This is a genomic window from Hymenobacter glaciei, assembly GCF_039539585.1.
GTDB lineage: Bacteria > Bacteroidota > Bacteroidia > Cytophagales > Hymenobacteraceae > Hymenobacter > Hymenobacter glaciei.
Window position 1 is genome coordinate 163,393 of record NZ_BAABDK010000021.1, and the last position, 26,003, is coordinate 189,395.

Here is a 26,003-nt window from a genome sequence, read left to right on the forward strand (position 1 = left end):
AAAAGCCAAAGTACGACAACCGCCGCTAAAATAACTGCATCTGTCGGGCAAGTACTGCCTAGAAACCAGCTAGTGCCCTACAATAGTAGCGGCCAGCAAGGCTGCGGTATTGGCCGATGCATCGCAGCCCGGTACCGGTACCAACGTGCGCGGCGGCTCTTCGGGGCGAGGGGCCAGGCCATAGGTGTAGGTCTTGTCGTAATAGTCCAGCAGCAGCTCCACCATCAGCGGAAAGTCGCCGGCAGCTACAGCGGCGAGAGCCTGCTGGGTGGCCAGGCCACCCAGGCGCTTGCGCAGCCGCTCGATGGCTTCGGCCAGCAGGACGGGGTCTTCGGCGCCATACTCGGCGGCCAGCTTAGCCACGCGGGCGGCGCGGGGCACCTCCAGCACGGAGCGCGGGGCCGCCTGCAACTGGGCAAATAGCCCGGGCGGAATGGTGAGCCGGCCAATCTGCCGGCTTTCATCCTCTACCCAAATAGGGGCATCGGTGGGCAGGGTGGCCAGAGCAGCCGCCAGGTTATTCTCGAACTGCTCCTGGGTGGGCTGGGCGGGCTGCCCGATGGCCCCAAACGCCGAACCTTTGTGGTGAGCCAGCCCTTCGAGGTCGAGCACCAGCTGGCCAGGCATGGCTGCCAGCTGGTGTAGCACGTCGGTTTTGCCGCTGCCCGTGAGGCCGCCCAGCACCCGCCACTGCCGGGGTTGCGCAAACGAGGCCAGCACTGCCCGGCGGTAGTCCTTGTACCCGTGGTCGAGCAGGTGAACTTTGAAGCCACCCAGCTCCAGCAGCCACAGCACCGCACCGCTGCGCATGCCGCCGCGCCAGCAGTGCAGGCGCACTTCCTTGCCTGGCACCAGTTTCTGGGCCCGTTTTATCATCGCCGACATCTTTGGTCCAAAGAATTCCAGGCCCAGGTGCACCGCCCGGTCCTGGCTCACCTGCTTGTAGGTAGTGCCAATGCGCGCCCGCTCCTCATCGGTAAACAGGGGCAGATTAAGCGCGCCCGGCACGTGCCCCTGGCCAAACTCGATGGGGGCCCGAACGTCGAGAATAGGGTAGGAGAGGGCTTCGAATTCAGAAAGGGAATGGCGGGGCATAAGTAGGTAGTACGTTGAGCAGTGAAAAATAACTGGCAGGGCCTAAACAGCATCCGCCACCGGTGGCGGATGCTGTTTAGGCCCCTAAGGATGGCCCGCCACCGGTGGCGGATGCTGTTTAGGCCCCCAAGGGTGGCCCGCCACCGGTGTCTGGTGCCGCTTACCCTCCTAAGGGTGGCCCGCCGCCGGCGTCCGGTGCCGCTTGCCCCCCCTAAGGATGGCCGGCCGCGCGCGGCGGAGCTACTTCAGTTGCCGCAGGTAGAGCTGTACCGTGTTTTCCAACCCCAAATACAGCGCGTCGCATACCAGGGCGTGGCCGATGCTCACTTCGGCAAGTTCGGGCAACTGCTGGTGCAGCCAGGCCAGGTTGTCGAGGTCGAGGTCGTGGCCGGCGTTCACGCCCAGGCCCAGTTGGCCGGCCCGGGCAGCCGTGGCGCGGTAAGGCGCTACAGCCGCTTCGCGGTTGGCGAGGTACTGCACGGCATAGGCTTCAGTATAAAGCTCGATGCGGTCGGTGCCCGTGCTGGCGGCGGCTTCCACCAGGTTCACGTCGGGGTCGAGAAAGATGCTCACGCGGCAGCCGAACGATTTCAACTCCGCCACCACTTCGCGCAGAAACTGCTGGTGCGTGACCACGTCCCAGCCGGCATTGGAGGTGATGGCGTCGGGCGCGTCGGGCACCAGCGTTACCTGCTCGGGGCACACCTCGCGGCACAGGGCTACAAAATCGGGGGTGGGGTTGCCCTCCACGTTCAGCTCGGTCGTCACAACATGCTTCAGGTCGCGCACGTCCTGGTAGCGGATGTGGCGCTCGTCGGGGCGCGGGTGTACCGTGATGCCTTCGGCTCCGAAGCGCTCGATGTCGCGCGCCGCCTGCAAAACGTTGGGGCGGTTGTGGCCCCGGGCGTTGCGCAGGGTGGCCAGTTTGTTGATGTTGACGCTGAGCTTGGTCATGGGTGTTGCGGGATGTAGGTAAGGTAGCCGGACTAGGGCCGAAGCGTCTAGCCCGATGGCGGGCGTAGCTTTGAAACAAAATTACACCAGATGCTTCCCTGCCCGGGGCAGGGCTTTGCCATGACCCACACTCCCTCCCTCCCTATTCGGCTGCGGCCGGTGCTGGCCTTTGCGGCGCTAGCGTTGTTAATAGTAGGTATCGAGCATGCCGTTGTTCGTCTGCCAGTGTTTCCGCAGCATCCGGCGTTGCCGTGGGCCATCCTGTTCGATATGCTGGTGGGGCTGCCGGTGCTGTTCTACCTGCTGTTGATGCGGCGCTACCGGCTTTCGCCTCTGCTGCTGGTTTCTGTCATCAGCACCTGCCTGGGGCTCGCTTATTGGTTGCTGCCCGCGCCCTACTGGCCGTCGGTGCCGCTACTCAAATTGCTGCCCATCGTGCTCGAAGGCTGCGTGCTGGTGGCCATAGCTGCCCGAGGCCGTAAACTGGTCCGGGCTTACCGCGCCGCCGGGGCCCATGAAGCCCGGCCCTTGCCACGCCTGCGGCTGGCTGCCGAGCAGGAATTGGGCGTATTCGGCGTGCTGCTGGTGGCCGAGCTGGACATGCTGCGCTACGCCCTGCTGGGTTGGTGGGAGCGCGCGCCAGCTCCCTTAGCAGGCACGGTGTCCTTCAGTAGCCACCGCGAGTCGGGCTTTCCCGCGTTGCTCATCATGGCCTGCTTCGGGTTGTTAATCGAAAGTGCTGCCCTGCACCTGCTGGTTCGCATGTGGAGCCCCCTCGCGGCGGGGTGGCTGCTGGTAGCTGATGCCTATACCCTGTTGCTTTTCATCGCCCACGGCCACGCCGTGCGCCTGCAACCTACAGTGCTCACCGCCCATGAGGTTCTCGTACGGGTGGGTTTTTTCTGGCGCGTAGCCGTGCCGCGTGCTAGCCTATCCAACATCGACTTGTTGCGGGGCGACTACGCCACCGATGCCGAAACCCTGAACCTGGCGCGTCCGCTGCTGACTGCTCCCAATGTAATGCTGACTTTTGCGGCTCCGGTAACCGTCGTTGGGCCCTACGGCATCTGCCGTACGGCCCGCCGCCTGGTGCTATATCTGGACGAACCGCAGGCCTTTGTGGCAGCAGCGGGCTCGTCTGATTTTTCCATGCGCTAACGCGCCAATTTTTTTCCCATGCTCAAAACCACCATCGACGCCGCCATCAAGCAGGCCATGCTCGCCAAAGACAAAGTGCGCCTCACCGCCCTGCGCAGCATCAAATCGCAAATCATGCTGGCCGAAACGGCCGAAGGCGCCAGCGACGCCGGCCTCACGCCCGAAGCCGAGCTCAAGCTCCTCAACAAAGCTGCCAAGCAGCGCCGCGATGCCGCCGCCATATATAAGGAGCAGTTCCGCTCCGACCTCGAAACCACCGAACTCGCCGAGCTGGCCATCATCGAGGAATTCCTGCCCGCCCAGCTCACCGAAGCCGATTTGGTCGAGAAACTCGTGCACATCATCCAGCGCGTGGGCGCCACTGGGCCCTCCGACCTGGGCAAAGTAATGGGCGTAGCCGCCCGCGAGCTCTCCGGTCAGGCCGACGGCAAGCGCATTTCCGACGTGCTCGGCCATTTGCTGAACAACACGAACCTGTAAAGGCCAGTGGCATGCTAAAAGGCCGTCATGCTGAGCTTGCCGAAGCATCTTTACCGCGAAGAGTAACTAGTTGCTACTGCGGTAAAGATGCTTCGGCAAGCGGACGCCAGATAAGCATGACGCTCCATAATTATTGTTCCTTGAGCGTATGACGGCCCTCGACATCCTGCTGTTTCTTCCCCTCGGCATTGGGGCCGTGAAGGGCTACCGACGCGGGCTGGTGCTGGAGGTGGTATCGCTGTTGGCCTTTGTGCTGGCCGTGGTGGGTGGGCTGAGCTTGCTTTCGGCTGCCGTGCCACTGGTGCGGCAGTACGTAGGCGACGCGTTTGGCATGCTTCCGCTGCTCTCGTTCGCGTTGGTTTTTGTAGGGATTATGTGGGGCGTGCACCTGGTGGGAGGCTTGTTGAAAACCGCCGTGCACCTCACGCCGCTGGGGGTGCTCGACAACCTGCTGGGCGGCGCGGCGGGCGTTATCAAGTGGGTACTCGGCCTGAGCCTGCTGCTGCACGGCACCCGGCTGGCGGGCCTGCACCTGCTCTCGCCCGGACTGGTGGCCGGTTCGCAGGTGCTGCCCATTGTGCAGCAGGCCACACCACTGGCCCTGCAAATCACGGGCTACGTGCTGCCCTTCGCCCAGGGCCTGCTGGTGCGCATGAAAACGGCCTTTGTGAAAAGCTAGGGATGAAAACTCAGTGCGCAGGGAGTACGCTTCTCTGTTACTGCTTATCCCTGCTTACCTATTCATTATCCCCTGCATGCGCCTCCTGCTGCTCGACAACTTCGACTCGTTCACCTTCACCCTGGCCGACTACCTGGGCCAGTTGGGGGCCGAAGTAGCTGTGCGCCGCAACGATGTGCCCCTGGCCGATTTAAACGTGCCCAGCTTCGACGGAGTAATTCTCTCGCCTGGCCCAGGCACCCCCGCTGCTGCCGGCGTCATGCCTGCTCTTATTAGTGCTTACCACCAAGCAGTACCCATGCTGGGCGTGTGCCTGGGCCACCAGGCGCTGGGCGAATTTTTTGGAGGTACAGTAGTGCGGGCGGCCCGGCCCATGCACGGCAAGGTCACCACCATGCGCTGCAATGCGGCCGACCCCCTCTTCGCCGGCCTGCCCCCGGAGCAGCCCGTCACGCGCTATCACTCCCTCATTCTCAGCGAACCGCTGCCGCCTGCATTGCTGGCGCTAGCCCACACCACCGGTCCGCAGCCCGAACTCATGGCCCTGCGCCACCGCACACTGCCGCTCTACGGCGTGCAGTTCCATCCCGAAGCCCTGCTCACGCCGCACGGGCTAGCCATGCTGAGCAATTGGCTGCGTTGTTGTATCATTGCCTAAACCGCGTAGATTGGTTGCCGGTTGCAGCTTTTGCCCCTGCCGGAGCTTGCTGCAACAACCAGTACCCGCAAAAGAATAACGAGATGGAATTGCGCCGCCAGCATCAGCACGGGTACGAATATGTAGACGAGGGCCAGGGGCCAATATTGCTGCTGCTGCACGGCTTATTTGGCGCTCTCAGCAACTGGCACGAGGTCGTGCGCGAGTTCTCCGTCGGCCACCGCGTCATCATCCCGCTGCTCCCGGTCTACGACATGCCGCTCACGCAGGCCGGCGTGCCCGGGTTGGTGGCCTACGTCGAAGGATTTGTGCAGGCCCTGGCGCTGCCCGGTAAGTTCGCGGTGCTGGGCAACTCGCTCGGTGGCCACATTGCATTGGTGTATACCCTCAAGAACCCCGCCCGCGTTAGCAGCTTAGTGCTTACGGGCAGCAGCGGGCTCTTCGAAGACAGTATGGGTGGCTCTTTCCCCAAACGCGGCAACTACGCCTATGTAGAGGAGCGGGTCGGCTACACGTTCTACGACCCTGCCGTGGCCACCAAGGAGCTGATTGATGAAGTCTTTACCGTCACCAACTCCAACCCCAAGTGCCTGCGCATCATCGCCATTGCCCGCTCGGCCCAGCGCCACAACCTGAGCAAGGAGTTGGCGAAAATCAACGTGCCGGTGCTGCTGGTCTGGGGCCTGAATGATACCATTACCCCACCGCCGGTAGCTCACGAATTTGCCCGCCTGCTCCCCCACGCCGAACTGCGCTTCCTCGACCACTGCGGCCACGCCCCCATGATGGAGCGCCCCGCTGCTTTCAATGCCTACCTGCGCGGGTTTTTGCGTAGTGTCGAAGTCATGCCAGCCGCAATGGCCTAAACTTTTGGCGGCCCGATTGTTGTTCGTCCAAATCGTCGGCCGCCGGCCCCCTGTCATCTAAACCTGCGGCCGCTTCCATACTATCCTGTTTTATGATATGAGGCTTCGGCTAATTCATCATCTATAATTCATACCTCATAATCCACCGAGAATATGCCCGCCCTGCTCGCCGAAGATTTACTCAACGAAATGATTCCGCCCCTGAAGGGCACCGATTCGGCGGGCAAAGCAGCACGCTGGCTCGACGAATTCCACGTCGCGCAACTGCCCGTACTCGACCAGCGCCGCTACCGCGGCCTCGTCACGGAAGCCGACCTGGCCGATTTTGACGACCCCGAAAAACCCCTCTCCGAGCTGACCCTGGGATTTGCTGATGCTTACGTGCGTCCCGACCAGCACTTCTACCGGGTGATGGAGTTGGCCATCGAAAACAAGATTCAGCTTGTGCCCGTGGTCGATGAGCGCCACGAGTATGCCGGCGTCGTTACCATTGCCGATGCTTTGGCCGCATTTGGCCAGCAGCCTTCCGGCGGCCAGGGTGGCATCATCGTGCTCAGCATGGAGGAGCGCGACTACTCGCTCACCCAAATCAGCCGCTACGTTGAGGAGAACAATGCTAAAATCATCAGCGCCATCGTAGCGCAGGATGAAGTCGACCCTTACCGCATTCGCCTCACCATCAAGCTCAACACCGACAATTTGGCCCGCATCACGGCTACGCTCGAGCGATTTGGCTACGTGGTTACGGCCCAGTTCAGCGGCACCGCCGTCGCCAATGAAGACGAGCAGGACCGGTTCGATGCCCTGCTGCGCTACCTGAACGTCTAATAGCGGGTGCTCGGGTTTCTGTTGTTTCTCCTGCAAGTATTGGTGCCCATTCCGGCCCCGGCCGATACCCTGCCGCGTCCCCTGCGCCCGGTAGTGGCCCCTACCGATACGTTGGTGCGCGTGCTGCCCTGCCCCGGCACCACCCGGGCAGCCGTAGGCCGTGTGGTGTTTGCCGGCAATGCCATCACCAAGGAGCGCATTCTGCGGGCTGAGCTCGATTTTACGGAGGGAGATACCCTGGCCCTGGCCGACCTGCCGGCCCGCATAGAAGCCAACCGCCGCCGCATTTTCAACCTGCAGCTGTTCCACGCCGTGGTGGCGCAGGCCGTTTGCAGCAGCGGCAAGTGGCTCATTGTGTTTGGCGTGCAGGAGCGGTGGTACACCTTCCCGGTGCCCATCCTGTCGCTGGCCGACCGCAACCTGCGCTCCTGGCTTAGTCGCTCCGACCGGTGGCGGCGCGTCGATTACGGCCTGCACCTCACCCGCGCCAACTTCCGCGGCCGCAACGAACAGTTCATTGCCAACCTGCAGCTGGGCTTCAATCGCAAGTATGAGCTGTTCTATGAAGTGCCTGGCCTGGGGCGTTATCGCCGCCTGGGCTTCGGCGTGGGCGCCTCGTTCTACCAAAGCCACGCCCTCGACTATCGTACCACCGACGACCGCCTCGTTCCTCTGCGGGCCGACAACAACTTCCCCATCCAGCGCTTCTACGCCACCGCAGGCCTGCGCTTTCGCCACACTGTGCAGTTCCGCACCGCGTTCGATGTGTCCTACCACCGCGAGCAAATCAGCGACTCTGTCAATTACTACAACCCCGGCTATTTTCTGGGCCGCACCCAGCGCGAGTTCATCGACTTCACGCTCAGCAGCACGCGCAACCAGCGCAACACCTTTGCATATCCCCTCACCGGGCAGTACACCCAGGTTAGCCTCTCGCACCGCGTTTTTCTCGACAATACCACCCCCTCGCTCACTACGTTGCGTGGTACCTATGCTCGCTACTTTGCCCTGGGGCACCAATTTTATTACAGCCTCGGCCTAAGTGCCCAGGCCCGCCTCGCCCGCAGCTTGGGCTACCCCGACACCCGCGCCCTGGGCTACAACGACCTCGTGCGCGGCTACGATGAGTACGTCATCGAAGGCCGCCACTTTGGCTTAGTGCAGCAAGGGCTCTCATATCGCCTCTTCCAGCCCAAAACCATTCGCTTGGGTTCCATCGACAACCCCAAAGTAAATACCATCCCCATCGCCCTATACGGCAATATCTTTGCCGATGCTGGCTACGTCGTAGCTCCCGTCTCCATCCCTCAAAACCAGCTTCCCAACCATCTCCTGCGCGCTGTGGGCCTCGGCCTGCACCTCGTCACGTACTACGACCGCGTCTTCACCGCCGAGTACACGCTCAACGGCTTGGGGCAAACCGGCTATTTCTTTCGGGCAGAGTTTCCAATTTAACCCTGTAAGCACTCCCGGGTCGGTTATGAATTTGTTATCAATTTTCTCTGCGGTGTCCATTTTCCGCTTCTCTCTTTTCGCATGAAAATCGCCATCCTCGGCAAGCCTTTCGACGATGAAGCCGCCCCCGCCATTCAGGCGCTGCTCGACGACCTGATTGCCCGGCGGGCCGATGTGCGCATCGGCGAGTCCTTTCGCACCTTCCTCGACAACCGCCTGCGCCTGCCCGAAGGTACTACCAGCTTCCGCCGCGGCGATTCGCTGCGCGGCGTGCAGTACGTGCTCAGCATCGGCGGCGACGGCACTCTGCTCGATACCGTTACCTACGTCGGCAGCCTGCAAATCCCCATTCTCGGCATCCACACGGGTCGGCTCGGTTTCCTGGCCACCATCACGCCCGACCGCATCACTCAAGCCATTGATGCGCTCTACAAAGGCCACTTCAACATCGAAGAGCGCAGCCTTATCCGCGTCGATACCGACCCCGACGTATTTGGTAGCCTGAATTTTGGCCTCAACGAGTTCAGCGTGCTCAAGCGCGACACTTCTTCCATGATTGTGGTCCACACCTACATCGACGGTGAGTACCTCAATTCCTACTGGGCGGATGGCCTCGTGGTGGCCACGCCTACTGGCTCCACCGGCTATTCACTCAGCTGTGGCGGCCCGGTTATGCTCCCGCAGACAAACAATTTTATCATCGCTCCCGTATGCCCCCACAATCTGAATGTGCGGCCCCTCGTCGTGTCCGACCAGAGCGTGATTTCCTTCGAAATTGAAGGCCGTAGTACTAGCTATATGCTGGCACTCGACTCTCGCTCTCTGCCCGTCGAGGCCTCCGTTCAGATAGCTGTTCGTCGTGAAAACTTCAATGCCCGTCTAGTAAAACTGAATCACGTTAACTTCTTGAGCACCTTGCGCAGCAAACTCAATTGGGGCCTCGACCGGCGCAATCCGGCCGGTACTCAAGTGTAGCCTGCAAAGATTTTTCTTGAAAAAACCGTGGAAAGTTTTTTAAGTTCCTCACATAGCCTACTTTTGTGACCGTCTGAAACTGCGCATTCACTGCCCAAGCCTCATACCACCTAGTCTGTATCATCACTTTCGTTGCCTTATGAAAAATATTTTCACTTATTCCACCGCGTTTGTTCTCGGCTTGGCTCTGGTGGCCTCTACCGAAGCAGACGCGCAGCAATTCAGCAAGCGGAAGCAGTACAACTCGGTTGGCTTCAGCCTGAATGCAATGAACTATTTCGGTGACGTTGTCCCCGTTACTAACTTCAGCAGCTTCCGTTTTGGTGCCACCCGCCTAGGTGCTGGCGTTTCCATTACACGCCGCTTCTATCCGCGCCTGTCGGGCCGTTTTGCTCTTGCTTATGGCCGTATCACGGGCAGCGACGCACTGGCAACTCAGGGTGTAAGCAGCCCCGATGCTCTGTTCCGCCGTCAGCGCAACATGACGTTCCGCAACGATATTTTTGAGGCCTCGGCTGTTGCCGTAGTCGACCTGATTGAAAACCGCAACAACTACCTCAAGCGCCCGGACTTTGTGCCTTACGTGTTTGGTGGTGTTGCCGGCTTCCACCACAATCCACAGGGCCTGTACAAAGACGATACCTACGTCGACCTGCAGGACCTGAAAACTGAAGGACAAGCCACTGCTTACAGCAAAACCCAGTTCTCGATTCCTTTCGGTGGTGGTATTCGTTACCGCATCAACCGGAACTTCGATGCCAGCCTGGAAATCGGATGGCGCAAAACGTTCACCGACTACTTGGACGATGTATCGACCAATTATGCTCCTGACGCTTCGTTAGTTGGTGACTACGCTAAATACTTCGGTCGTGGCATTACCTTGGCCGACCCAGGTAACAAGTTTCCGGGCTTCAATTCTCCCGGTAGCAAGCGTGGTACCACCAACCGCGATGACTGGTACATCGTTACGGGTGTAACGTTGAACTACATCTTGACGCCCCGCATCAAGAACCCCAAATTCCGCTAAGCGGCGGAACCTGGCTGGTTCGGTTTACTTATTCAGTCAGCAATTAGTCTAAATGACGAACTCGACTTTTCAAAAGACGCTCCTCGCTTGCTTCGTGCAGGCGGGGAGTGTGCTTTTTATAGCCCCTGCTCAGGCCCAGAACACCAGTGAGGTTGGTGTAGGGTTAGGCGCCACTAACTACCGGGGTGAACTGTCGCCCCGCTACCAGTTCCAAAACAACCGTCCGGCTCTCACAGCCTTTTACCGCAAGGATGTTTCAGTGCCCATTACCCTGCGTGGCGGGCTCACGGCGGGCCTGCTTCGGGCCGACGACGGCAACGTGAGTGGCGTGAATGGTGCCGTGCCCCCCCTGCAGGCCTACCGCCAGGCCAATACCAAGGGTTGGCTGGCAGAAGCCTCCGCCATAGTAGAGTATAACTTCCTCGACTTCCATCGGCGTACCGATAAGGTGCATTTTACGCCTTATCTGTTTGGTGGACTCGCTATTTTCTATGCTAACACGAAGACTGTCAGCAATGCCGGCTTGGGGGAATTGAACCGCCAGGGTGGGGTGATTGGCTTTGCCATTCCGGTAGGAGTAGGAGCTAAGCTAGCTCTTTCTGAGCACTGGAATTTGGGCTTAGAGATAGGGGCGCGTAAGGCGCTCACCGACCAACTGGACCATCTCGGCGACCAATCGCCGCTTTTAGTGAACCCGCACGACCAGGATTGGTACTACTACAACGGGCTGAGCTTGTCGTATACCTTCTACAAAATCCATTGCCCGGATTCCTACAAGAAAAATAAAGAACTGCTCAAGTAGCAGCCAGTAGGACATTACAACGGATATGTATTGACTTTCGCTCGCTCGTTGGCGGTCACGACGGGCGAAGGCCCGGCCGTATGCAACCATTTCCGTAACTTGCGGGCTCTTTTAGCGAAACCGCAAAAATGACCGGCAAGGCCGAAATCAACACGCGCAATATTCCGGCTCACGTAGCCGTCATCATGGATGGCAACGGTCGGTGGGCCAAGCAACGGGGCGGCCTACGGGTATTCGGGCACCAGAGCGCCATCACGTCTGTGCGCGAAACAGTAGAGGAGGCCGCCGAATTGGGGGTGAAATACCTCACGCTTTACGCCTTCTCAACCGAGAATTGGAACCGCCCTGCCCTCGAGGTAATGGCCCTGATGCAGTTGCTGGTGCACACTATCCGGCAGGAAACGCCTACGCTGCTCAAAAACAGCATTAAGCTGCAATCCATTGGCGATATCAGTACCCTGCCGGCAAGCTGCCAGCGGGAGTTGGCCGAAGCCAAGGAACTTACCAAGGACGGCACACGCATGACGTTGGTGCTAGCCCTGAGCTACAGTGGACGCTGGGACCTGACGCAAGCTGCCCAGCGGCTGGCTACTGATGTAGCCGCCGGTCGCTTGCAACCAACCGAGGTGAATGAAGCATCTCTTTCGGGCTACCTCGCCACGGCGGGGATACCCGACCCCGAGCTACTTATTCGCACCAGCGGTGAGCAGCGCATCAGTAACTTTTTGTTGTGGCAGCTGGCCTACACCGAACTATATATTACGGATTTGCTGTGGCCGGATTTCCGCCGTCAGCATTTCCAGGAAGCTATTCGGGCGTACCAGCGCCGGGAGCGCCGCTTTGGAAAAACGAGTGAGCAACTCACAGTGTCTTAAATTCTTGTAATGTTGATTGTGCGTAATTTAGTTGTAAAGTGGGTGTTTGGGCTCATGATGTTGGGAATGTGGCTGGCTCCGGCGGCCCGAGCCCAGCAGACAGGTGGCGACGAACCCAAGAAGTACGAACTCGGCGGCATCACCGTCAGCGGTGCCCGCTATCTGGACCCCAATACGCTTATTGGCCTAACCGGCCTGCGCGTAGGCGATGCCATTAATGTGCCGGGCGAGGAGATTGGTAAATCCATTCGCAAGCTGTGGGCTCAGGGAATTCTGGGCGACGTAAGCGTAACCATTGCCCGCATCGAAGGCAATAAGATTTTCCTTGATTACAACCTGAAGGAGCGGCCGCGCTTGTCGAAGTTTACTTTCACCGGCATGCGCAATGGTCAGAAAGAAGACATTACCAAAAAAATTACCCTCATTCGGGGTAAGGTGGTAACGGATGCCTTGCTGAACAACACCCGCACGCAGGTTCGCAAGTTCTTCGTGAACAAAGGCTACCTCGATGCCAAAGTGAACGTGGTGCAAGTAGCCGATTCGTCGTTGTCGAACAGCGTCGCACTGCGGATTGACGTGGATAAAGGCTCAAAGGTGCGTATACACGACATTGCATTTGAGGGCAATAAAGCTTTCAAAGACAGCAAGCTGCGCGGAAAGTTCAAGAAAACCAAGGAGCGCAAGCCCTACAAATTCCTGACGGCGGGTAAGTTCCAGCGTAGCGAATACGAGGAGGACAAGAAGAAGCTGCTGGAATTCTACAATGCCGAAGGCTACCGTGATGCCACCATTGTGAGCGATACCCTCATTCGGGACGAGAAAGGGTTGGCATTAAACATTAAAGTAGACGAAGGCCCTAAATATTACTTCCGCCATATTACCTGGAGCGGTAACTACCTCTACGATGACAAAACGCTGGCTAACGTACTTGGCATCAAGCCTGGCAGCGCCTACAGCAAGGAAATACTGGATAAGCGCCTGAACTACAACCCGACGGGCCAGGATATTTCGTCGCTGTACCTGAACGACGGTTACCTGTTCTTCACCATCGACCCGGTTGAAACCAAGGTAGAGGGCGATTCCATCGACATTGAGATGCGTCTGAGCGAGGGTGTGCAGGCCCACATCAAAGACATCAACATTGCGGGCAATACCAAGACCAGCGACCACGTGCTGCGCCGCACCCTGCGCACGCTGCCCGGCGACAAGTTCAACCGCGAACTGTTGATTCGCTCGCAACGCGAAATTGCCACGCTGGGCTACTTCGACCCCGAAAAAATCGGTATCAATCCGGTGCCCAACCAAGCCGATGGTACCGTGGACATCAACTATACGGTAGTAGAAAAGCCTTCTGACCAAGTAACCCTGTCGGGTGGCTGGGGTGGCTACGCTGGCTTTATTGGTACGGTGGGCCTCGTGTTCAACAACTTCTCGCTGCGCAAGGCCGGCTCCCTCCGCAACTGGACGCCGGTGCCCGCGGGCGACGGCCAGCGCCTGTCGCTCAACGTGCAAGCCAACGGCGTGCAATACCAGGCTTATTCGCTCTCCTTCACTGAGCCGTGGCTGGGCGGCCGCCGGCCAAATTCGTTCTCGTTCAGCCTCAACCACAGCGTGCAGCGTACGGGCGCCGCCCTCGATGCCGCTTCAGACCAATTCATCAAGGTAAACAGCGCCACCGTAGGTTTGGGCCGTCAGTTGCGCGTACCGGATGACTACTTCACGCTAAGTAACTCGTTATCATATAGCCAGTATCAAACGCAGAACTACCCGGTAATTCCGGGTGCTCAGTCAGGTACATTCAATAACATTACCTTGAATACGACCCTGGCCCGCAACAGCATCGACAACCCAACCTACACGCGCCGGGGTTCGTCGCTGAGCCTTAGCTTGAGCCTGACGCCTCCGTATTCGCTCCTCAACCCTGAACACCCTAGCAACAACCAGTGGATTGAATTCCACAAATGGATGTTCGATGCTTCGTGGTTTACGCCCATTGTGGGCAAGCTGGTGTTGAACACCCGTGCACACTTTGGTTTCTTGGGCACCTACAATTCTAACCGTCAGATTGGGCCGTTCGAACGCTTTAAAATGGGCGGGGCTGGTCTGGGCTACAACGGTGGCGGCAACTACTTAGTAGGCACCGACTACGTGGGCCTGCGCGGCTACGACGACCCGGGCCAGGCCTACGCCATTCCGACGGCGCAAGGCCAACAGGCCGGTGGTATTGCTTTCAACAAGTACGTGCTGGAAATGCGCTATCCTGTGAGCCTGAACCCGGCCGCGACGGTGTACGTGCTGGCCTTTGCCGAAGCCGGCAATGCCTTCGACTCGTACCAGAACTACAATCCTTACAAACTCTACCGCTCGGCTGGGGTAGGAGCCCGGGTCTTTATGTCAGCCTTTGGCTTGCTGGGCTTCGATTATGGCCATGGTTTCGATTCGGTGGTGCCTATTTCGGGTACCACTGCGAACCAGGACCCGAACCACTTCCACTTCATCATCGGCCAGCAAATTCGCTAGCCGGACACTATGCGCCCGGATTTCACGTTTTGCCTCGTATGAAGAACTTTCGTGGCCTGCTACTGGCCGTCGCATTGCTGCTGAGCGGGTCCGGCGTGGCCCAGGCGCAGAAATTTGGATGGGTTGATTCGGAATTCATCATGGCCAAAATGCCCGAGTACGCCAAAGCCCAGCAGGAGCTTGCGCTGCTGTCGGACACCTGGCAGAAAGAAATTGAGGTGCAACAAAAGGACCTCGACAAGCTCCATCGGAACTATCAGAACGAGGAAATTGTGCTGACGGAAGCCATGAAGAAAAAGCGGCAGGACGAAATTCTGCTGAAGGAGCAGGAGTTGAAAGCCTACCGCAACAAGCAGTTCGGTTACGAAGGCCAGTTGTTCAAGAAGCGCCAAGAGTTAAACAAGCCGGTGCAGGACAAGGTGTTCGAAGCGGTGGAAAAAATAGCCAAAAAGAAGTCACTGGCTGTTATTTTTGATAAGTCCGGCGACCTCACCATGCTCTATACCAATCCCGCGCACGACTACACCGAGTTTGTGCTCGAAGAGTTGGGCTTGGGCGCCGAAGACCGCAACCAGCCCGGTCCCAAAGGCGCAGTAAAAACCGTAGCGCCTCCCAAAACGCCGGTTGACCCCAACTTTGAATCGGACTCGGGTACACCCGAGCCGGCGGCTAAAACCAAAGCAGCCAAGCCAACGCGCCCGGCCCGCAAGAAGTAATTACCTTTGCCCCAACATTTTTCTGACCCTTTTTCTTTTTGATGAATCTCGTGAAAATTTTTCGTCTGACGCTCGCCGCCGTTCTGCTGACCGCCGGAACCTTGGCCGCTACTTCCGCGCAGGCCCAGGCCCCCCTGAAAATTGGCTACACCGATGTCCAGTACGTACTGGCCCAGATGCCCGAAAGCAAGCAGATTGAATCGGAGCTGAAAACCTACAACTCGCAGCTTGAGGCCCAGCTGAAAAGCAAGTATGCTGAGTACCAAAGCAAAGGCGAAGCCTACCAGAAGGCGGCTGGCACCATGACCGATGTGGTGAAAGCCGATAAGGAAAAGGAGCTTCAGGGCCTGCAGCAGTCCATCCAAGAGTTCCAGCAGAGCGCCCAGCAGTCGCTGCAGCAGAAGCAGCAAACCCTGCTGAAGCCAGCTCTCGATAAGCTGCAAAAGAACATTGACTTAGTAGCCACCGAGAACGGTTTCACCTATGTGTTCAACTCCGACGGTGGCGGTAGCCCGCTGTTGCTGCACGCGCCGAAGGAAGGTGACATTTCGGACCTCGTGCTGAAGAAAATGGGCATTACGCCTGGTGCTGCTGTTCCCGTAAAGTCGGGTCCGGCTTCGTCCAGCGCGCCCGCCTCGGCTCCGACTGCTCCCGGTGTAAACAAGACCAAAGTAAAAACCAAGAAATAAGCAGCCCCGCTGCCCGATTACCGAAAAGCCGGAGCAGCTGCTTCGGCTTTTTTTCGTGCCCATACCCAATTCCCTATGCTTGATTCCGCGCTGGATGATAACGACCTCCTTGACCCTGATAATGAAGACAGCGGTGACGAGCTTTACGAGCACCACCGCATCGTCGTCGACCGCGGGCAGGAACTGTTGCGCATCGATAAATTTCTGCAACACCGCCTGCGCAACACCTCGCGCAACAAGATTCAGGAAGCCATTCGGGCCTCGGCGGTGGAGGTAAACGGCGCAGCCGTGAAGCCTAACTACCGCATCAAGCCCCAGGACACTATCACTATTACGCTGCCCGAGCCGCCGCGCGAAGGCAAAGTGGTGCCCGAGGAAATGCCCCTCGACATCCGTTACGAAGATGCCGAGCTCCTCATTGTGAACAAACCGGCTGGTTTGGTTGTGCATCCGGCCTACGGCCACTGGCAAGGCACGCTCGTGAATGGATTGGCCCATCACTTGGCTAACTTGCCCACGGGCCGCAATGGTGAAGTTCGGCCTGGTCTCGTGCATCGCATCGATAAGGATACTTCGGGCTTGCTGGTCATTGGTAAAACGGAGTTCGCGATGACGCACCTGTCCAACCAGTTTTTCCACCACACCATTCAGCGCAGTTATTTGGCCTTGGTGTGGGGCACGCCTCCCGGCCCTTCCGGAACCATTCGGGGCAACCTTGGGCGTAGCCTGCGCGACCGGAAGGTGCAGGCTGTGTACCCCAACGGCGAGCAAGGCAAGCACGCCGTGACGCACTACGAAGTATTAGAGAGTTTTGGTCCGGTCACGCTGGTACGTTGCGTACTCGAAACCGGCCGTACGCACCAGATTCGGGCCCATATGCAGTACCTGGGCCACCCACTCTTCTCCGATGCTACGTATGGCGGCGACCGCATCCGTGTCGGCCAGAATACAGGGGCGTACCGCGACCTAGTCGAGCATGCTTTTCAACTCCTGCCGCGTCAAGCCTTACACGCCCGCTCCTTGGGCTTCGTGCATCCAGTATCGGGCGAGAGTGTATACTTTGAAGCCGAATTGCCAATCGACTTCGCGGCCGCACTGGACTTGTGGCGTACTTGGGCGGCCAGCCATTAGGCTTCAATGTCATACTGCAGCCAGTGTGCCAGAAGGCAAGCATTGGTATAACCCAATATTTCGCCACTCAAATAGCTTACCACAAAAAAGGCCCCGGCGCTATTGCGCCGGGGCCTTTGCATTCGCACTACAGCCCTACTTCTTTTTCTTGACGGTTGTCGTGGTCGTTTTTTTCGTAGCAACCTTAGGCTTTGCGCTCAGAATGTCGATGTTATTCTTTGCACCTTGGTTAGTTGGGTCTAATGCCAACACTTGCTCAAAATTGGCCTTGGCAGCCGCTTTGTCGCCTTTCTGGAAGTTGTACACGCCCAGGTAACCATAAGCCTCTACCAGGCCCTCCCGGAACTTGGTTGGGTCAGCACCTTCCGCTTTCGATAATTCAATGTATTTCTCGTACGAAGGCTTGGCCAATCCTTGCTTTGCTTCTGGGTCGAGGCCCGAGTTGGCCTTGCCACGCGACAAATAGGCCGGGGCGTAAGTAGGCTTGGCAATGTTGATGATGTTGTACACACTATCAGCACGAGTGTACTGCTTACCGGCACTGTACACCGTAGCCAAGCGGAACTGGTCGGTGAGGTCACCGTTTTTCGCCAGTTGAGCGTAGATGCGCGAAGCGTTGGTGTAGTCTTTCTTCGCCGCGTAAGCCGTCGCGAGGTCACGTTGCAGCTCCTTCACCTTCTCGGGGTCAGTCTGCGCTTTGATGGCCTTCTGAATAATGTTGAGCCCTTCTTCAGAACGGCCGGCACGCACTAGAATCTTGCCCTGGTACGAATAGTCTTCGGGAATGATTTTGTCAGCCGGCGCAATTTTCATGTACTGGTCCATGGCCGTCGCAGCAGCATTGAACTCGCCGGTCTCATACAACAAGTAAGGACGCAGGCGATTCATCGTCAAATTGTTGGGCTCAATTGCCAACACTTTATTTACCTCCGTCAGCGCTTCGGGATACTTTTTGCTTTTGTAGAGAAAAGCCGCATACTGCGCATCAGTAGCCGGCGACTTCTCAGCCAGCCCCATGTATTGCTGAATGCTTTTCAAAGCCAAATCGTACTGCCCAGCCAGGTAATACATATCGGCCAACTCGCGGTAAGCAGGAGCGTAGCTGGGGTCCAGGTCAACCGCTTTTGTCAGCGACTCGCGGGCCGCGTTGAAGTTGCGCGAGCGCACGTTCAAAACGCCTTTTTTGTAATAAGCCTGCGCGTAGCTGGGGTTAGCCGTGATAGCACGGTCGAAGCTGCTCATTGCATCTCCACCGCCCTTGTCCGAGTGCAGGTAAATGTCGCCCTGAGCAACCATGAGTGCAGGCTCGTCCTTCTTATTGGCCGTCTGGGCGGCGGCAATATAAGTTTGGGCTTTGCCCATGTCCTTGCTGTCCGCTTCGCCATAGGCCTGCGCAATCATGGTCAGCACCTTGGCATCCTTATTCTTCGTGGCTTTAGTAGCCGCGTCGAATTGGGCTTCCGCGGCTGTGGTCTGGCCTTTGGCCAGCAACGCACGGCCAGCCGCTACTTGGCCAAAGGGCGACGCTCCGGCAGCCTTGTTGAAATAGAACGCGGCCGAATCCGGCATATCGCGCATCTGATACAAGCGGCCTAACTCGAAAGCAGTTTCGGGGCTGGCCCCGGGACGTAAAGCAGCGCGGGCAGCGTTGTAACGGCCCAGTTCAATGTCGCGTTGGGCCGTTTGAATGTTTTGGGCGGTGGCCGCCGTGGTGCCGGCCATCAGGGCGAGGGCGGCGAGCAACGGCTGTTTCCAGGGCTTGAAACTCATAGGAAAAGAGAAGAATGAAAAATAACTAAGAAAAGAAGGTACGCGACAAGCGCACTTACAGTTTAGGCGTAGTGATGATGCGGGCCTGTATTTGGGCGGGCAGCAAGCCTGATTTTTGAAAAATAAGCTGCCCACTCTTGCCTGCCACGAAGGATGCAAACCCCGTGCCTAACCCCGCCCGGGCCTCCCGGCTGATGATGTACAGGCTGCGGCGTAACGGGTAGTTCTGCAACTCAGTGTGCTCTGCCAGTTGCTCGGGCGTTTTTTCGGCCAAGTAAGCTTGGTAAGGCTGAATATAGTCGTTGGTGGTCGGGTTGGGCCGGGAAGTGATGCCAGCCACCCGCACCTTGTTCAAAAACTTCATGGCTGTGGGGTCGTCGCGGTCCGAAATCCAGTTCACGCCAACTACGCCAATGGCATTGGGGTGCGTGGCCACATAGTCGAGCAGCGCTGGATTCGACGAAGCCGCGAATGCCCGTTTTGTTAGTGCAGTACCACGCGTCACAGAATCGAGCACAAAGCGCGTGGTGCTGCTGCGGTTGGCATCAAAAACAACATTGATGGCCGCCAGACCCTTCTTGCCACTCACCTGCGACCAGTTTGCCGTCCGGCCCGTGAAAATCTCGGCCAGCTGCGCCACCGTTAGCAGCGAATCAGGATTGGCGCGGTTGAGCACGATGGCCAAGCCATCGATGCCAATGCGCGTCGTGCGGGGCACAATAGTTTGCTTGACGAATTCGGCTTGCTCTGCTATACTAAGCTCCCGCGATACGACTGCTACTTTAACCTTATCATTGATAAGGTCAAGCATTACATTCTCTTCCGGCTGGAAGCTCATCTGCACATGCGCGTTCGAATACAGCTTGGCGAAAGTATCCACCTGGGCTTGCATGATGGGCGCGAACGTTTCATCAACGCTTATGGCTACCGTACCGCTAGTAGGGGTGTCCTGCGCCCCCGGAGAGCCCGGGCCGTCGCAGGATGTTACCCCCAGCGTGCCGGCTACCAGTGCGGCCAAACCCGTTGCTAGAACAGAGAAGTGCTTATTCATCATCGTTGAGATTGGTTTTTTTGCGAAAGTTTGCCTTGTGGCCACGGACGAACCGCACCAACCCATACAGGAAAAATACGCCTCCTAGTACCCGCCGGCCAGTAGTGCCCAACTGCTGCAGGCCGCCACTCATTGGCTTGCCCGCCGACCAAAACAGCCACACCCCGATTCCCAGATACACTAGGGCCATCACCAACACAAAGTAACGCACCAAACGCTGAGGCGACTTTCCAAGCCGTTCTTCAGTTGTCGGAAGGTTAAGCATACACGCAAAAAAGCTGATTGGAAGATGGCATAAACCTGCAAATGCTTTTGAAATGTTCGATTAAAAGCAGCTACTCAACGGGAGCGCAAAAGAGCGGAAAAAAGAGCGAGTTTCATAGTATATGAAAAGCCTATTTTCGACCTCTTTGTCTCATCACGGTAAAAGTTATTGCCTAACGCACTAATTACTGCATATAGTACAGGTTGGAGCACAGAGGCCTTGCCACATTTTGCCAAAATTTGAGGAATGTCGACTAGGGCTAAGCAAAACACCCCGAACCAGGCTGCGGAGCCCAATTCGGGGTGGAGCAGAGTTGGCCAAGGCCAACGCCAATTACTGGATTTTGTAGGTAATCGGCACCGTAAACGAAACGCTTACTGCCCGACCATTCTGCTTGCCAGGGCGAAATTTGGGGAGTGTTTTGATGGCGCGGATGGTTTCCTCATCCAAGCCTGAACCCAGGCCTTTTACCACTTTCACGTCCGTTACATCACCCTGGGGGTTCACGGTGAAACTGGCGAAAATACGGCCTTCAACCTGGTTGCGCAACGCCATTGGAGGATAGCGCACCGCCTTCTGAATGGCTGCTACAATGGCACCTTGGCCACCGCCGTTCGGCAATTCAGGCATTTGCTCAACATAGGTGTAAACCTTGTTTTCAACAACTTCTTCGACCACCTTATCGCCGGTGCCAGCGAGTTCCGTCAAGTCAGGAGCGTCAGTGTTGCCCTTCACCGTCACGGTAGCCACGGTCTTGTCTTTCAACTCCTCCTGGTCCGGAACCTCTTCCTTCTTCACTTCCTCATCTTTTTTCACCACCGGAGGGGTGAACTTAATGGTGGTTAGTTTGGGGGGTGGGGGTGGTGGAGCCTCGGGGGGCGGCGGGGGGGGCGGGGGCTTGGTATCGTCCAAGGGCGGAGCATCCATCAGCACGTTTTCCTGCAGATTCTTCTTCGGCTCTTTCGGCAGCCGGTCTTTCAGAAACTGCGAAATGAGCGGAAACGCAATCAGTAGCAAGAACACCGCCGTGGCAATAATCAAAGCCCGCGTGACGTGCCGCTGGTACAAACGACGCAGCACGTAGGCTCCGTAGGCCTTGTTGCGGCCTTCAAAAACGATGTCGTTTAAGCTGGCCTTGGCGATTTGCGAGTTATCCATCATAAGGCGGATTCTTTAATAAGGTCCATGTCTACTTGCGGAATCTTCACCAACGCATACTTCTTCTGGTTCGTGATGTTCATCTCGTCCAGAATGTCCACCATGTTTTTATACTTGGCGCCTTCAGTTGCTTTGATAAGGATAATGGGTTCCGGCTGCTGGCGCTGACGGGTCATGATAACCTGACGAATGCCACTGGCCGAATAATTCGTCACCTTCAATTCCGGCTTCGGTACCGTTTTGTCGGCCGGCGTGTTCATGCCGTAGTAATAATACGCCTTGTTGTCCTTGCCCAGCAGGATGGTCATGGCCTGCGAGTTTTTGATTTTGGTGTCCTCTACGTCGTCAGTTTTCTTTACCGGCATCGTGAGCTGCATCACGTTGGGCTTGGCGAAGGTGGTGGTCAGCATAAAGAAGGTAAGCAGTAGAAAGGCCAAGTCCACCATCGGTGTCATGTCGATTTTAGTCGACATTTTTTTGGCCCGCTTCTTCCCACCTTTCCCACCGGAGTCGGCTTTTCCTTGAATTTCTGCCATGGGATTTATTGATGTGAATGGACGAAGAAATAACCTGCTTGCGCAGCCGGCTAGGATTTAGCGAGCGGCGGCAACAGGCTTATTCTCCAAGTCCGTGATGAGGTTGAAACGGTTGATATCGCGTTCCTGCAATAGCTTGATAACCGCTTGCACGGTTGGTACGTCGGCATTGCCATCGCCTTTGATAGCGATGTAAGTAGGCTTCTTGAAAAGGGCCTGGTTTGCCTTGCGGGCTTCCAGTACCCAGTCAATCAGCTGATTGTTGAGCGAATCGATAGGAACGCCAGGCTGCTGCGCATTGAGCTGCTTGCGTTCTTCTTTCTCTACGTTGAGGTAAGAGCCAAGCTGATTGATGGGCAGGCCGAAGTTGGGCAGGTTGCCGAACTCCTTGGCCTGTGCCGCGGTGAAGTTGATGCCGTACTTAGCAGCCACCTTCTGCAAGGCCTGAATCTTGGTTTTGGTGTCATCAACCCCAAAAAACACGCGCTTTTTGTTGTCGATAGTGAGCGTAATGACGTTGCTCTCGGGTAGCTTAAACTCCGAGGTAGACGATGGCGTGTCCACTACGACCGTCTCTTCGGGGGCAAACTTGGTGGTGAGCATGAAGAACGTCACCAGCAAGAAGGCCAGGTCCACCATCGGCGTCATATCAAGCGACGGCGAGGTACGGTGCGGTTTTACTTTAGGCATTGCGAGGTGGGGTTAAAAGGGGGCTATTCGTTCAGTTTCCCTAAACGAATAGCCCCGCATTTTAGTGCATCAGTGAAAAACTGAACTAAACCGTCCGAGCTGACTGGCCTGCGTTGTTGCCATGCTGACCGGCGAAGGTCTGGATAATGCTGAAACCAGCTTCGTCGATGCTGTAAGTCAACTCGTCAATTTTGCTGGTGAAATAGTTGTAGGCTACAATGGCAAGAGCCGAAGTACCAATACCGAGAGCCGTATTAATCAGGGCTTCCGAAATACCGTTTGCCAGTGCCACTGCATCAGGGCTACCAGCCTGTGCCAGAGCGGCGAAGGCGTTAATCATGCCGAATACAGTGCCGAGCAGACCCGTCAGCGTGGCGATAGATGCCAACGTCGAGATGATAACCAGGTTCTTCTCCAGCATGGGCAGTTCAAGAGCAGTGCTCTCTTCGATTTCCTTCTGGATAGCGAGTACCCGCTGGTCCGTGCCCATGCTGGTTTCACGCGACATTTCGTTGTACTTCAGCAAGCCTGCTTTTACCACGTTGGCAACCGAGCCTTTCTGCGCGTCGCAGGCAGCCAGAGCGCCGTTAATGTCGTTGGCATTCAGTTTCTGGCGGACGATTCGCACAAAAGATTCGATGCTCTTGCTACCCTTGGCCTTGCCAATGGTGAGCATGCGTTCGATAGAGAATGTAATCACGCACAGCAACATCGTCATCAGTACGGGCACAATTACACCGCCTTTGTATACAATTCCGAGATAGTCACCGGCTAGGGGGTTGTTTTTATTGTCGCCGCCTTGGAAGTGGCTGCCGTCACCTAAAACAAATTTATAAACGATAACACTGACGATAAAAGCCAGAATGATAACTATCACGGAGAACAGCGAGGCGCCACCGCTGCTTTGGGCTTCGGCTTTGGCGGCCGTAGCGGCGGGCCGTGGGCTCGTGTTCATGGCATTTTTCTGTTCCATTGTTCCGGAGTGTTTGGGGGTTATTGTGTGAAGTAGTTGAATTGAGTGGGTAAAGAAAAAGCAAAAAGGTCGGTTAGAAGCGCGAAGCGCGGCAAAATAACAATCGATAATCCCGTAGTAAGAGGATTAAAATGGCACTTACCGAAGTCCAAACTATTCACCAGGCCATCTTAGCTTGGCAAACCTAACCAAAAACCGCGGGCTGACCAAAGAAAACTTGCCCGCGGCCGGCAAAAGCCCATGAATGCCCGATGAAGATAGACCAACGCTAAAAAGCCGCGTTGGGTTGGGCTAGGTTGCGTTTGGCTTCTGCCCAATACATATCCATCTGGGCCAGCGACAGGTCGGCTAGCCGCAGATTGGCAGCAGCAGCGGCCGATTCAAGATACTGAAACCGACTGATAAACTTGCGGTTGGTGCGTTCTAGTGCTTCTTCAGGATTGATGCCTGCGAAGCGCGCAAAATTGACCAAGGAAAAGAGTAAATCACCGTACTCGTCGGCGGCTTTTTCGGCGTTCATGCGGGCCGGGTCGCCGTGGCTATACTCGTCAGCGAATTCAGATAATTCTTCCTGCACTTTCTGCCAAACCTGCTCGGGCTGCTCCCAATCAAAGCCCGCACCCCGGGCTTTTTCCTGAATGCGCATGGCTTTGACGAGGGCTGGCAACGAGGTGGGCACGCCGCCAAGCACCCCAGTAGTATTGCCTTTTTCCGCGAGCTTGAGCTGCTCCCAGTTGCGTTTTACGGTGTCTTCGTCGTCAGCCTGCACGTCGCCATAAATATGTGGATGGCGGTAGATAAGCTTTTCGCACTGGGTATTGAGCACATCAGCAATGTCGAACGCGCCTTTTTCGGCAGCGATGCGGGCATAGAAAATAAGGTGGAGCATCACGTCGCCAAGCTCCTTCTTTAGGTCGGGCAGGTCGTCGCGCAGAATGGCATCGCTGATTTCATAGGTTTCCTCGATAGTAAGGTGCCTCAGCGTTTGCAAAGTCTGCTTTTTATCCCAGGGGCATTCGGCCCGGAGGCGATTGAGCACGTCGAGCAGACGGCCGAATGCTTCGAGCTGCGTAGGGCGGCGGTCGCCGCTAAGCAGAGCCGTAGAAGTAGATTCTGATTTTTCCATTGTTCCAAAGATAAAACGGTGCGTCGCCAACCGCTAGGGAATGCCTAATTTTGGCCTTTCAAAAACAGACCTCCGTGACTCTAATAAAATCTATCTCCGGCATTCGTGGTACCATTGGCGGCCCCGTCGGCCAAGGCCTTACGCCCCTCGACGTGGTGAAATACGCCGCCGCTTACGGTACGTGGGTAAAAACTCAAAACACCGACAGCAAGCTGATTGTGATTGGGCGCGACGCCCGCCTTTCGGGCGACATGGTGAGCCGCCTGGTGGCTGCCACTTTGCAAGGCCTCGGCCTCGATGTATGCGACCTCGGCCTGAGCACCACACCTACCGTAGAAATGGCGGTACCCGCCAAGAAGGCGGCTGGGGGCATCATTCTCACGGCTTCGCACAACCCCAAGCAATGGAATGCACTCAAGCTGCTGAACGCCACCGGTGAATTTATCTCGGAAGCTGACGGGCAGCAGGTGCTGGCATCGGCTGAAAGCGAGGACTTCGATTTTGCGCCTGTAACTAAACTGGGTCACTATACGACCGATACCACGTTCCTGAAGAAGCACATCAGGGCCATTTTGGCGCTGCCGTTGGTGGATGTGGAGGCTATTAAAGCCCGCAATTTCCGGGTGGTGGTAGATGCCGTGAACTCGTCGGGCGGCTTTGCCGTGCCGCAGCTGCTGGAGGCGTTGGGCGTAATAACGATTGAGAAGCTGCATTGCGAGCCCACCGGTGACTTTGCCCACAACCCCGAGCCCCTGCCAGAGCACCTGCGCGACATTGCCAAGGTGCTGGAGAAAGGCGGTTTCGACCTCGGCATTGTGGTGGACCCCGACGTGGACCGCTTAGCGCTAGTGAGCGAAAACGGCGAGATGTTCGGCGAAGAGTACACGCTGGTGGCAGTGGCCGATTATGTGCTGAAATCGCTGGGCGGCGGCAATACAGTAAGCAACCTGAGCAGCACCCGTGCTCTGCGCGACGTAACCGAAAAGGCCGGCGGCCAGTACGCCGCCGCTGCTGTGGGCGAGGTGAACGTGGTGACCAAGATGAAGGAAACCAACGCCGTGATTGGTGGAGAAGGCAACGGTGGCATCATCTACCCCGAACTGCACTACGGCCGCGACGCCTTGGTGGGCATTGCCCTATTCCTGACGCACCTCGCCAAAACTGGTCTCACGGTGAGCCGCCTGCGCAACTCGTACCCGAGCTACTTCATCTCAAAGAATAAGATTGAGCTGACGCCGGAAATCAACACCGACGATGTGCTAGCCAAGATGGAGCAGCGCTACGCCAAGCAGCCCGTGAATACGATAGACGGTGTGAAGATTGAGTTCGACAAGGAGTGGGTGCATTTGCGCAAGTCCAACACCGAGCCCATCATTCGCATCTACGCCGAATCCGATTCCAATGCGACGGCTGATTACCTGGCCCAAAAAATCATTGGGGATATCAAGGAGATTATATCGGTGAAGGCTTAACGGTGCAGCAGCTTACGCGCTGAAAGGCGGTTAGTTTAGGCCGCAGGTGCGAAG

General features: G+C 57.1%; 26 protein-coding genes. 16 read left to right on the top strand and 10 right to left on the bottom strand.

Features of this window, described 5'->3' with window-relative positions:
- Positions 1–69: 69 nt before the first annotated feature.
- Positions 70–1,095, bottom strand: a complete 1,026-nt coding sequence (gene mnmH / locus ABD837_RS13710) for a tRNA 2-selenouridine(34) synthase MnmH (protein ID WP_345055474.1) — start codon at positions 1,093–1,095, stop codon at positions 70–72.
- 240 nt (positions 1,096–1,335) lie between these two features.
- Complete coding sequence (locus ABD837_RS13715; RefSeq protein ID WP_345055476.1) at positions 1,336–2,049, bottom strand: pyridoxine 5'-phosphate synthase; 714 nt, start codon at positions 2,047–2,049, stop codon at positions 1,336–1,338.
- Positions 2,050–2,169: 120 nt separating this feature from the next.
- Between ABD837_RS13715 and ABD837_RS13720 the strand changes: the two genes are divergently transcribed.
- The 15 genes from ABD837_RS13720 to ABD837_RS13790 all read left to right on the top strand — a co-directional run bounded on the left by ABD837_RS13720 (position 2,170) and on the right by ABD837_RS13790 (position 16,908).
- The gene (locus tag ABD837_RS13720) at positions 2,170–3,207 is read left to right on the top strand and encodes a hypothetical protein (protein WP_345055478.1); all 1,038 of its coding nucleotides are present in this window, start codon (positions 2,170–2,172) and stop codon (positions 3,205–3,207) included.
- A gap of 18 nt (positions 3,208–3,225) precedes the next feature.
- Positions 3,226–3,687: a GatB/YqeY domain-containing protein gene (locus ABD837_RS13725; RefSeq protein WP_345055480.1), complete on the top strand. Its 462-nt coding sequence runs from the start codon at positions 3,226–3,228 to the stop codon at positions 3,685–3,687.
- A 148-nt stretch (positions 3,688–3,835) separates the two neighbouring features.
- Positions 3,836–4,366 carry a CvpA family protein gene (locus tag ABD837_RS13730; protein WP_345055482.1) on the top strand — a complete coding sequence of 177 codons (531 nt, stop codon included), beginning with the start codon at positions 3,836–3,838 and terminating at the stop codon, positions 4,364–4,366.
- A gap of 76 nt (positions 4,367–4,442) precedes the next feature.
- The gene (locus tag ABD837_RS13735; RefSeq protein WP_345055484.1) at positions 4,443–5,024 is read left to right on the top strand and encodes an anthranilate synthase component II; all 582 of its coding nucleotides are present in this window, start codon (positions 4,443–4,445) and stop codon (positions 5,022–5,024) included.
- Between the two features lie 83 nt (positions 5,025–5,107).
- Positions 5,108–5,890, top strand: coding sequence for an alpha/beta fold hydrolase (locus ABD837_RS13740; RefSeq protein WP_345055486.1), 783 nt, complete (start codon positions 5,108–5,110; stop codon positions 5,888–5,890).
- A 153-nt stretch (positions 5,891–6,043) separates the two neighbouring features.
- The gene (locus ABD837_RS13745; protein ID WP_345055488.1) at positions 6,044–6,718 is read left to right on the top strand and encodes a CBS domain-containing protein; all 675 of its coding nucleotides are present in this window, start codon (positions 6,044–6,046) and stop codon (positions 6,716–6,718) included.
- 21 nt (positions 6,719–6,739) lie between these two features.
- Positions 6,740–8,173: a POTRA domain-containing protein gene (locus tag ABD837_RS13750; RefSeq protein WP_345055490.1), complete on the top strand. Its 1,434-nt coding sequence runs from the start codon at positions 6,740–6,742 to the stop codon at positions 8,171–8,173.
- An 81-nt stretch (positions 8,174–8,254) separates the two neighbouring features.
- Entirely contained in the window at positions 8,255–9,148 is an 894-nt protein-coding gene (locus ABD837_RS13755; RefSeq protein WP_345055494.1) for an NAD kinase, read from the top strand.
- Positions 9,149–9,287: 139 nt separating this feature from the next.
- On the top strand, positions 9,288–10,175 hold the full coding sequence (locus ABD837_RS13760) for a DUF6089 family protein (RefSeq protein ID WP_345055497.1): 888 nt from the start codon (positions 9,288–9,290) through the stop codon (positions 10,173–10,175).
- A gap of 52 nt (positions 10,176–10,227) precedes the next feature.
- A complete protein-coding gene (porG, locus tag ABD837_RS13765) occupies positions 10,228–10,977 on the top strand; it encodes a type IX secretion system protein PorG (RefSeq protein WP_345055500.1) in 750 nt (249 codons plus the stop codon).
- Between the two features lie 128 nt (positions 10,978–11,105).
- Positions 11,106–11,852: an undecaprenyl pyrophosphate synthase gene (gene uppS / locus ABD837_RS13770; RefSeq protein WP_345055502.1), complete on the top strand. Its 747-nt coding sequence runs from the start codon at positions 11,106–11,108 to the stop codon at positions 11,850–11,852.
- Positions 11,853–11,870: 18 nt separating this feature from the next.
- Positions 11,871–14,372, top strand: a complete 2,502-nt coding sequence (bamA, locus tag ABD837_RS13775; protein WP_345055504.1) for an outer membrane protein assembly factor BamA — start codon at positions 11,871–11,873, stop codon at positions 14,370–14,372.
- Between the two features lie 38 nt (positions 14,373–14,410).
- Entirely contained in the window at positions 14,411–15,088 is a 678-nt protein-coding gene (locus tag ABD837_RS13780; RefSeq protein ID WP_345055506.1) for an OmpH/Skp family outer membrane protein, read from the top strand.
- A gap of 41 nt (positions 15,089–15,129) precedes the next feature.
- Positions 15,130–15,777 (top strand): OmpH/Skp family outer membrane protein, encoded by a 648-nt coding sequence (locus ABD837_RS13785; RefSeq protein WP_425554345.1) that lies wholly within the window; start codon positions 15,130–15,132, stop codon positions 15,775–15,777.
- A 75-nt stretch (positions 15,778–15,852) separates the two neighbouring features.
- A complete protein-coding gene (locus ABD837_RS13790; protein ID WP_345055511.1) occupies positions 15,853–16,908 on the top strand; it encodes an RluA family pseudouridine synthase in 1,056 nt (351 codons plus the stop codon).
- Between the two features lie 135 nt (positions 16,909–17,043).
- Here ABD837_RS13790 and ABD837_RS13795 read toward each other — a convergent pair whose 3' ends face one another.
- The 8 genes from ABD837_RS13795 to mazG form a co-directional block, all read right to left on the bottom strand.
- Positions 17,044–18,678: a tetratricopeptide repeat protein gene (locus ABD837_RS13795; RefSeq protein ID WP_345055513.1), complete on the bottom strand. Its 1,635-nt coding sequence runs from the start codon at positions 18,676–18,678 to the stop codon at positions 17,044–17,046.
- 55 nt (positions 18,679–18,733) lie between these two features.
- Positions 18,734–19,732, bottom strand: coding sequence for a PstS family phosphate ABC transporter substrate-binding protein (locus ABD837_RS13800; protein ID WP_345055515.1), 999 nt, complete (start codon positions 19,730–19,732; stop codon positions 18,734–18,736).
- A complete protein-coding gene (locus ABD837_RS13805) occupies positions 19,722–19,994 on the bottom strand; it encodes a hypothetical protein (RefSeq protein ID WP_345055517.1) in 273 nt (90 codons plus the stop codon). The genes ABD837_RS13800 and ABD837_RS13805 overlap by 11 nt, the downstream gene beginning before the upstream one ends.
- A gap of 333 nt (positions 19,995–20,327) precedes the next feature.
- Positions 20,328–21,155: an energy transducer TonB gene (locus ABD837_RS13810; RefSeq protein WP_345055519.1), complete on the bottom strand. Its 828-nt coding sequence runs from the start codon at positions 21,153–21,155 to the stop codon at positions 20,328–20,330.
- Positions 21,152–21,688 carry an ExbD/TolR family protein gene (locus ABD837_RS13815; RefSeq protein ID WP_345055521.1) on the bottom strand — a complete coding sequence of 179 codons (537 nt, stop codon included), beginning with the start codon at positions 21,686–21,688 and terminating at the stop codon, positions 21,152–21,154. The genes ABD837_RS13810 and ABD837_RS13815 overlap by 4 nt, the downstream gene beginning before the upstream one ends.
- 57 nt (positions 21,689–21,745) lie before the next feature.
- Positions 21,746–22,378, bottom strand: coding sequence for an ExbD/TolR family protein (locus ABD837_RS13820; protein WP_345055523.1), 633 nt, complete (start codon positions 22,376–22,378; stop codon positions 21,746–21,748).
- Positions 22,379–22,463: 85 nt separating this feature from the next.
- Positions 22,464–23,351, bottom strand: a complete 888-nt coding sequence (locus tag ABD837_RS13825) for a MotA/TolQ/ExbB proton channel family protein (RefSeq protein ID WP_425554346.1) — start codon at positions 23,349–23,351, stop codon at positions 22,464–22,466.
- Positions 23,352–23,619: 268 nt separating this feature from the next.
- The gene (gene mazG / locus ABD837_RS13830; protein ID WP_345055525.1) at positions 23,620–24,477 is read right to left on the bottom strand and encodes a nucleoside triphosphate pyrophosphohydrolase; all 858 of its coding nucleotides are present in this window, start codon (positions 24,475–24,477) and stop codon (positions 23,620–23,622) included.
- Positions 24,478–24,551: 74 nt separating this feature from the next.
- Here mazG and glmM point away from each other — a divergent pair, with 74 nt between their 5' ends.
- Complete coding sequence (gene glmM / locus ABD837_RS13835) at positions 24,552–25,949, top strand: phosphoglucosamine mutase (protein ID WP_345055528.1); 1,398 nt, start codon at positions 24,552–24,554, stop codon at positions 25,947–25,949.
- The last annotated feature ends 54 nt before the right edge of the window (positions 25,950–26,003 follow it).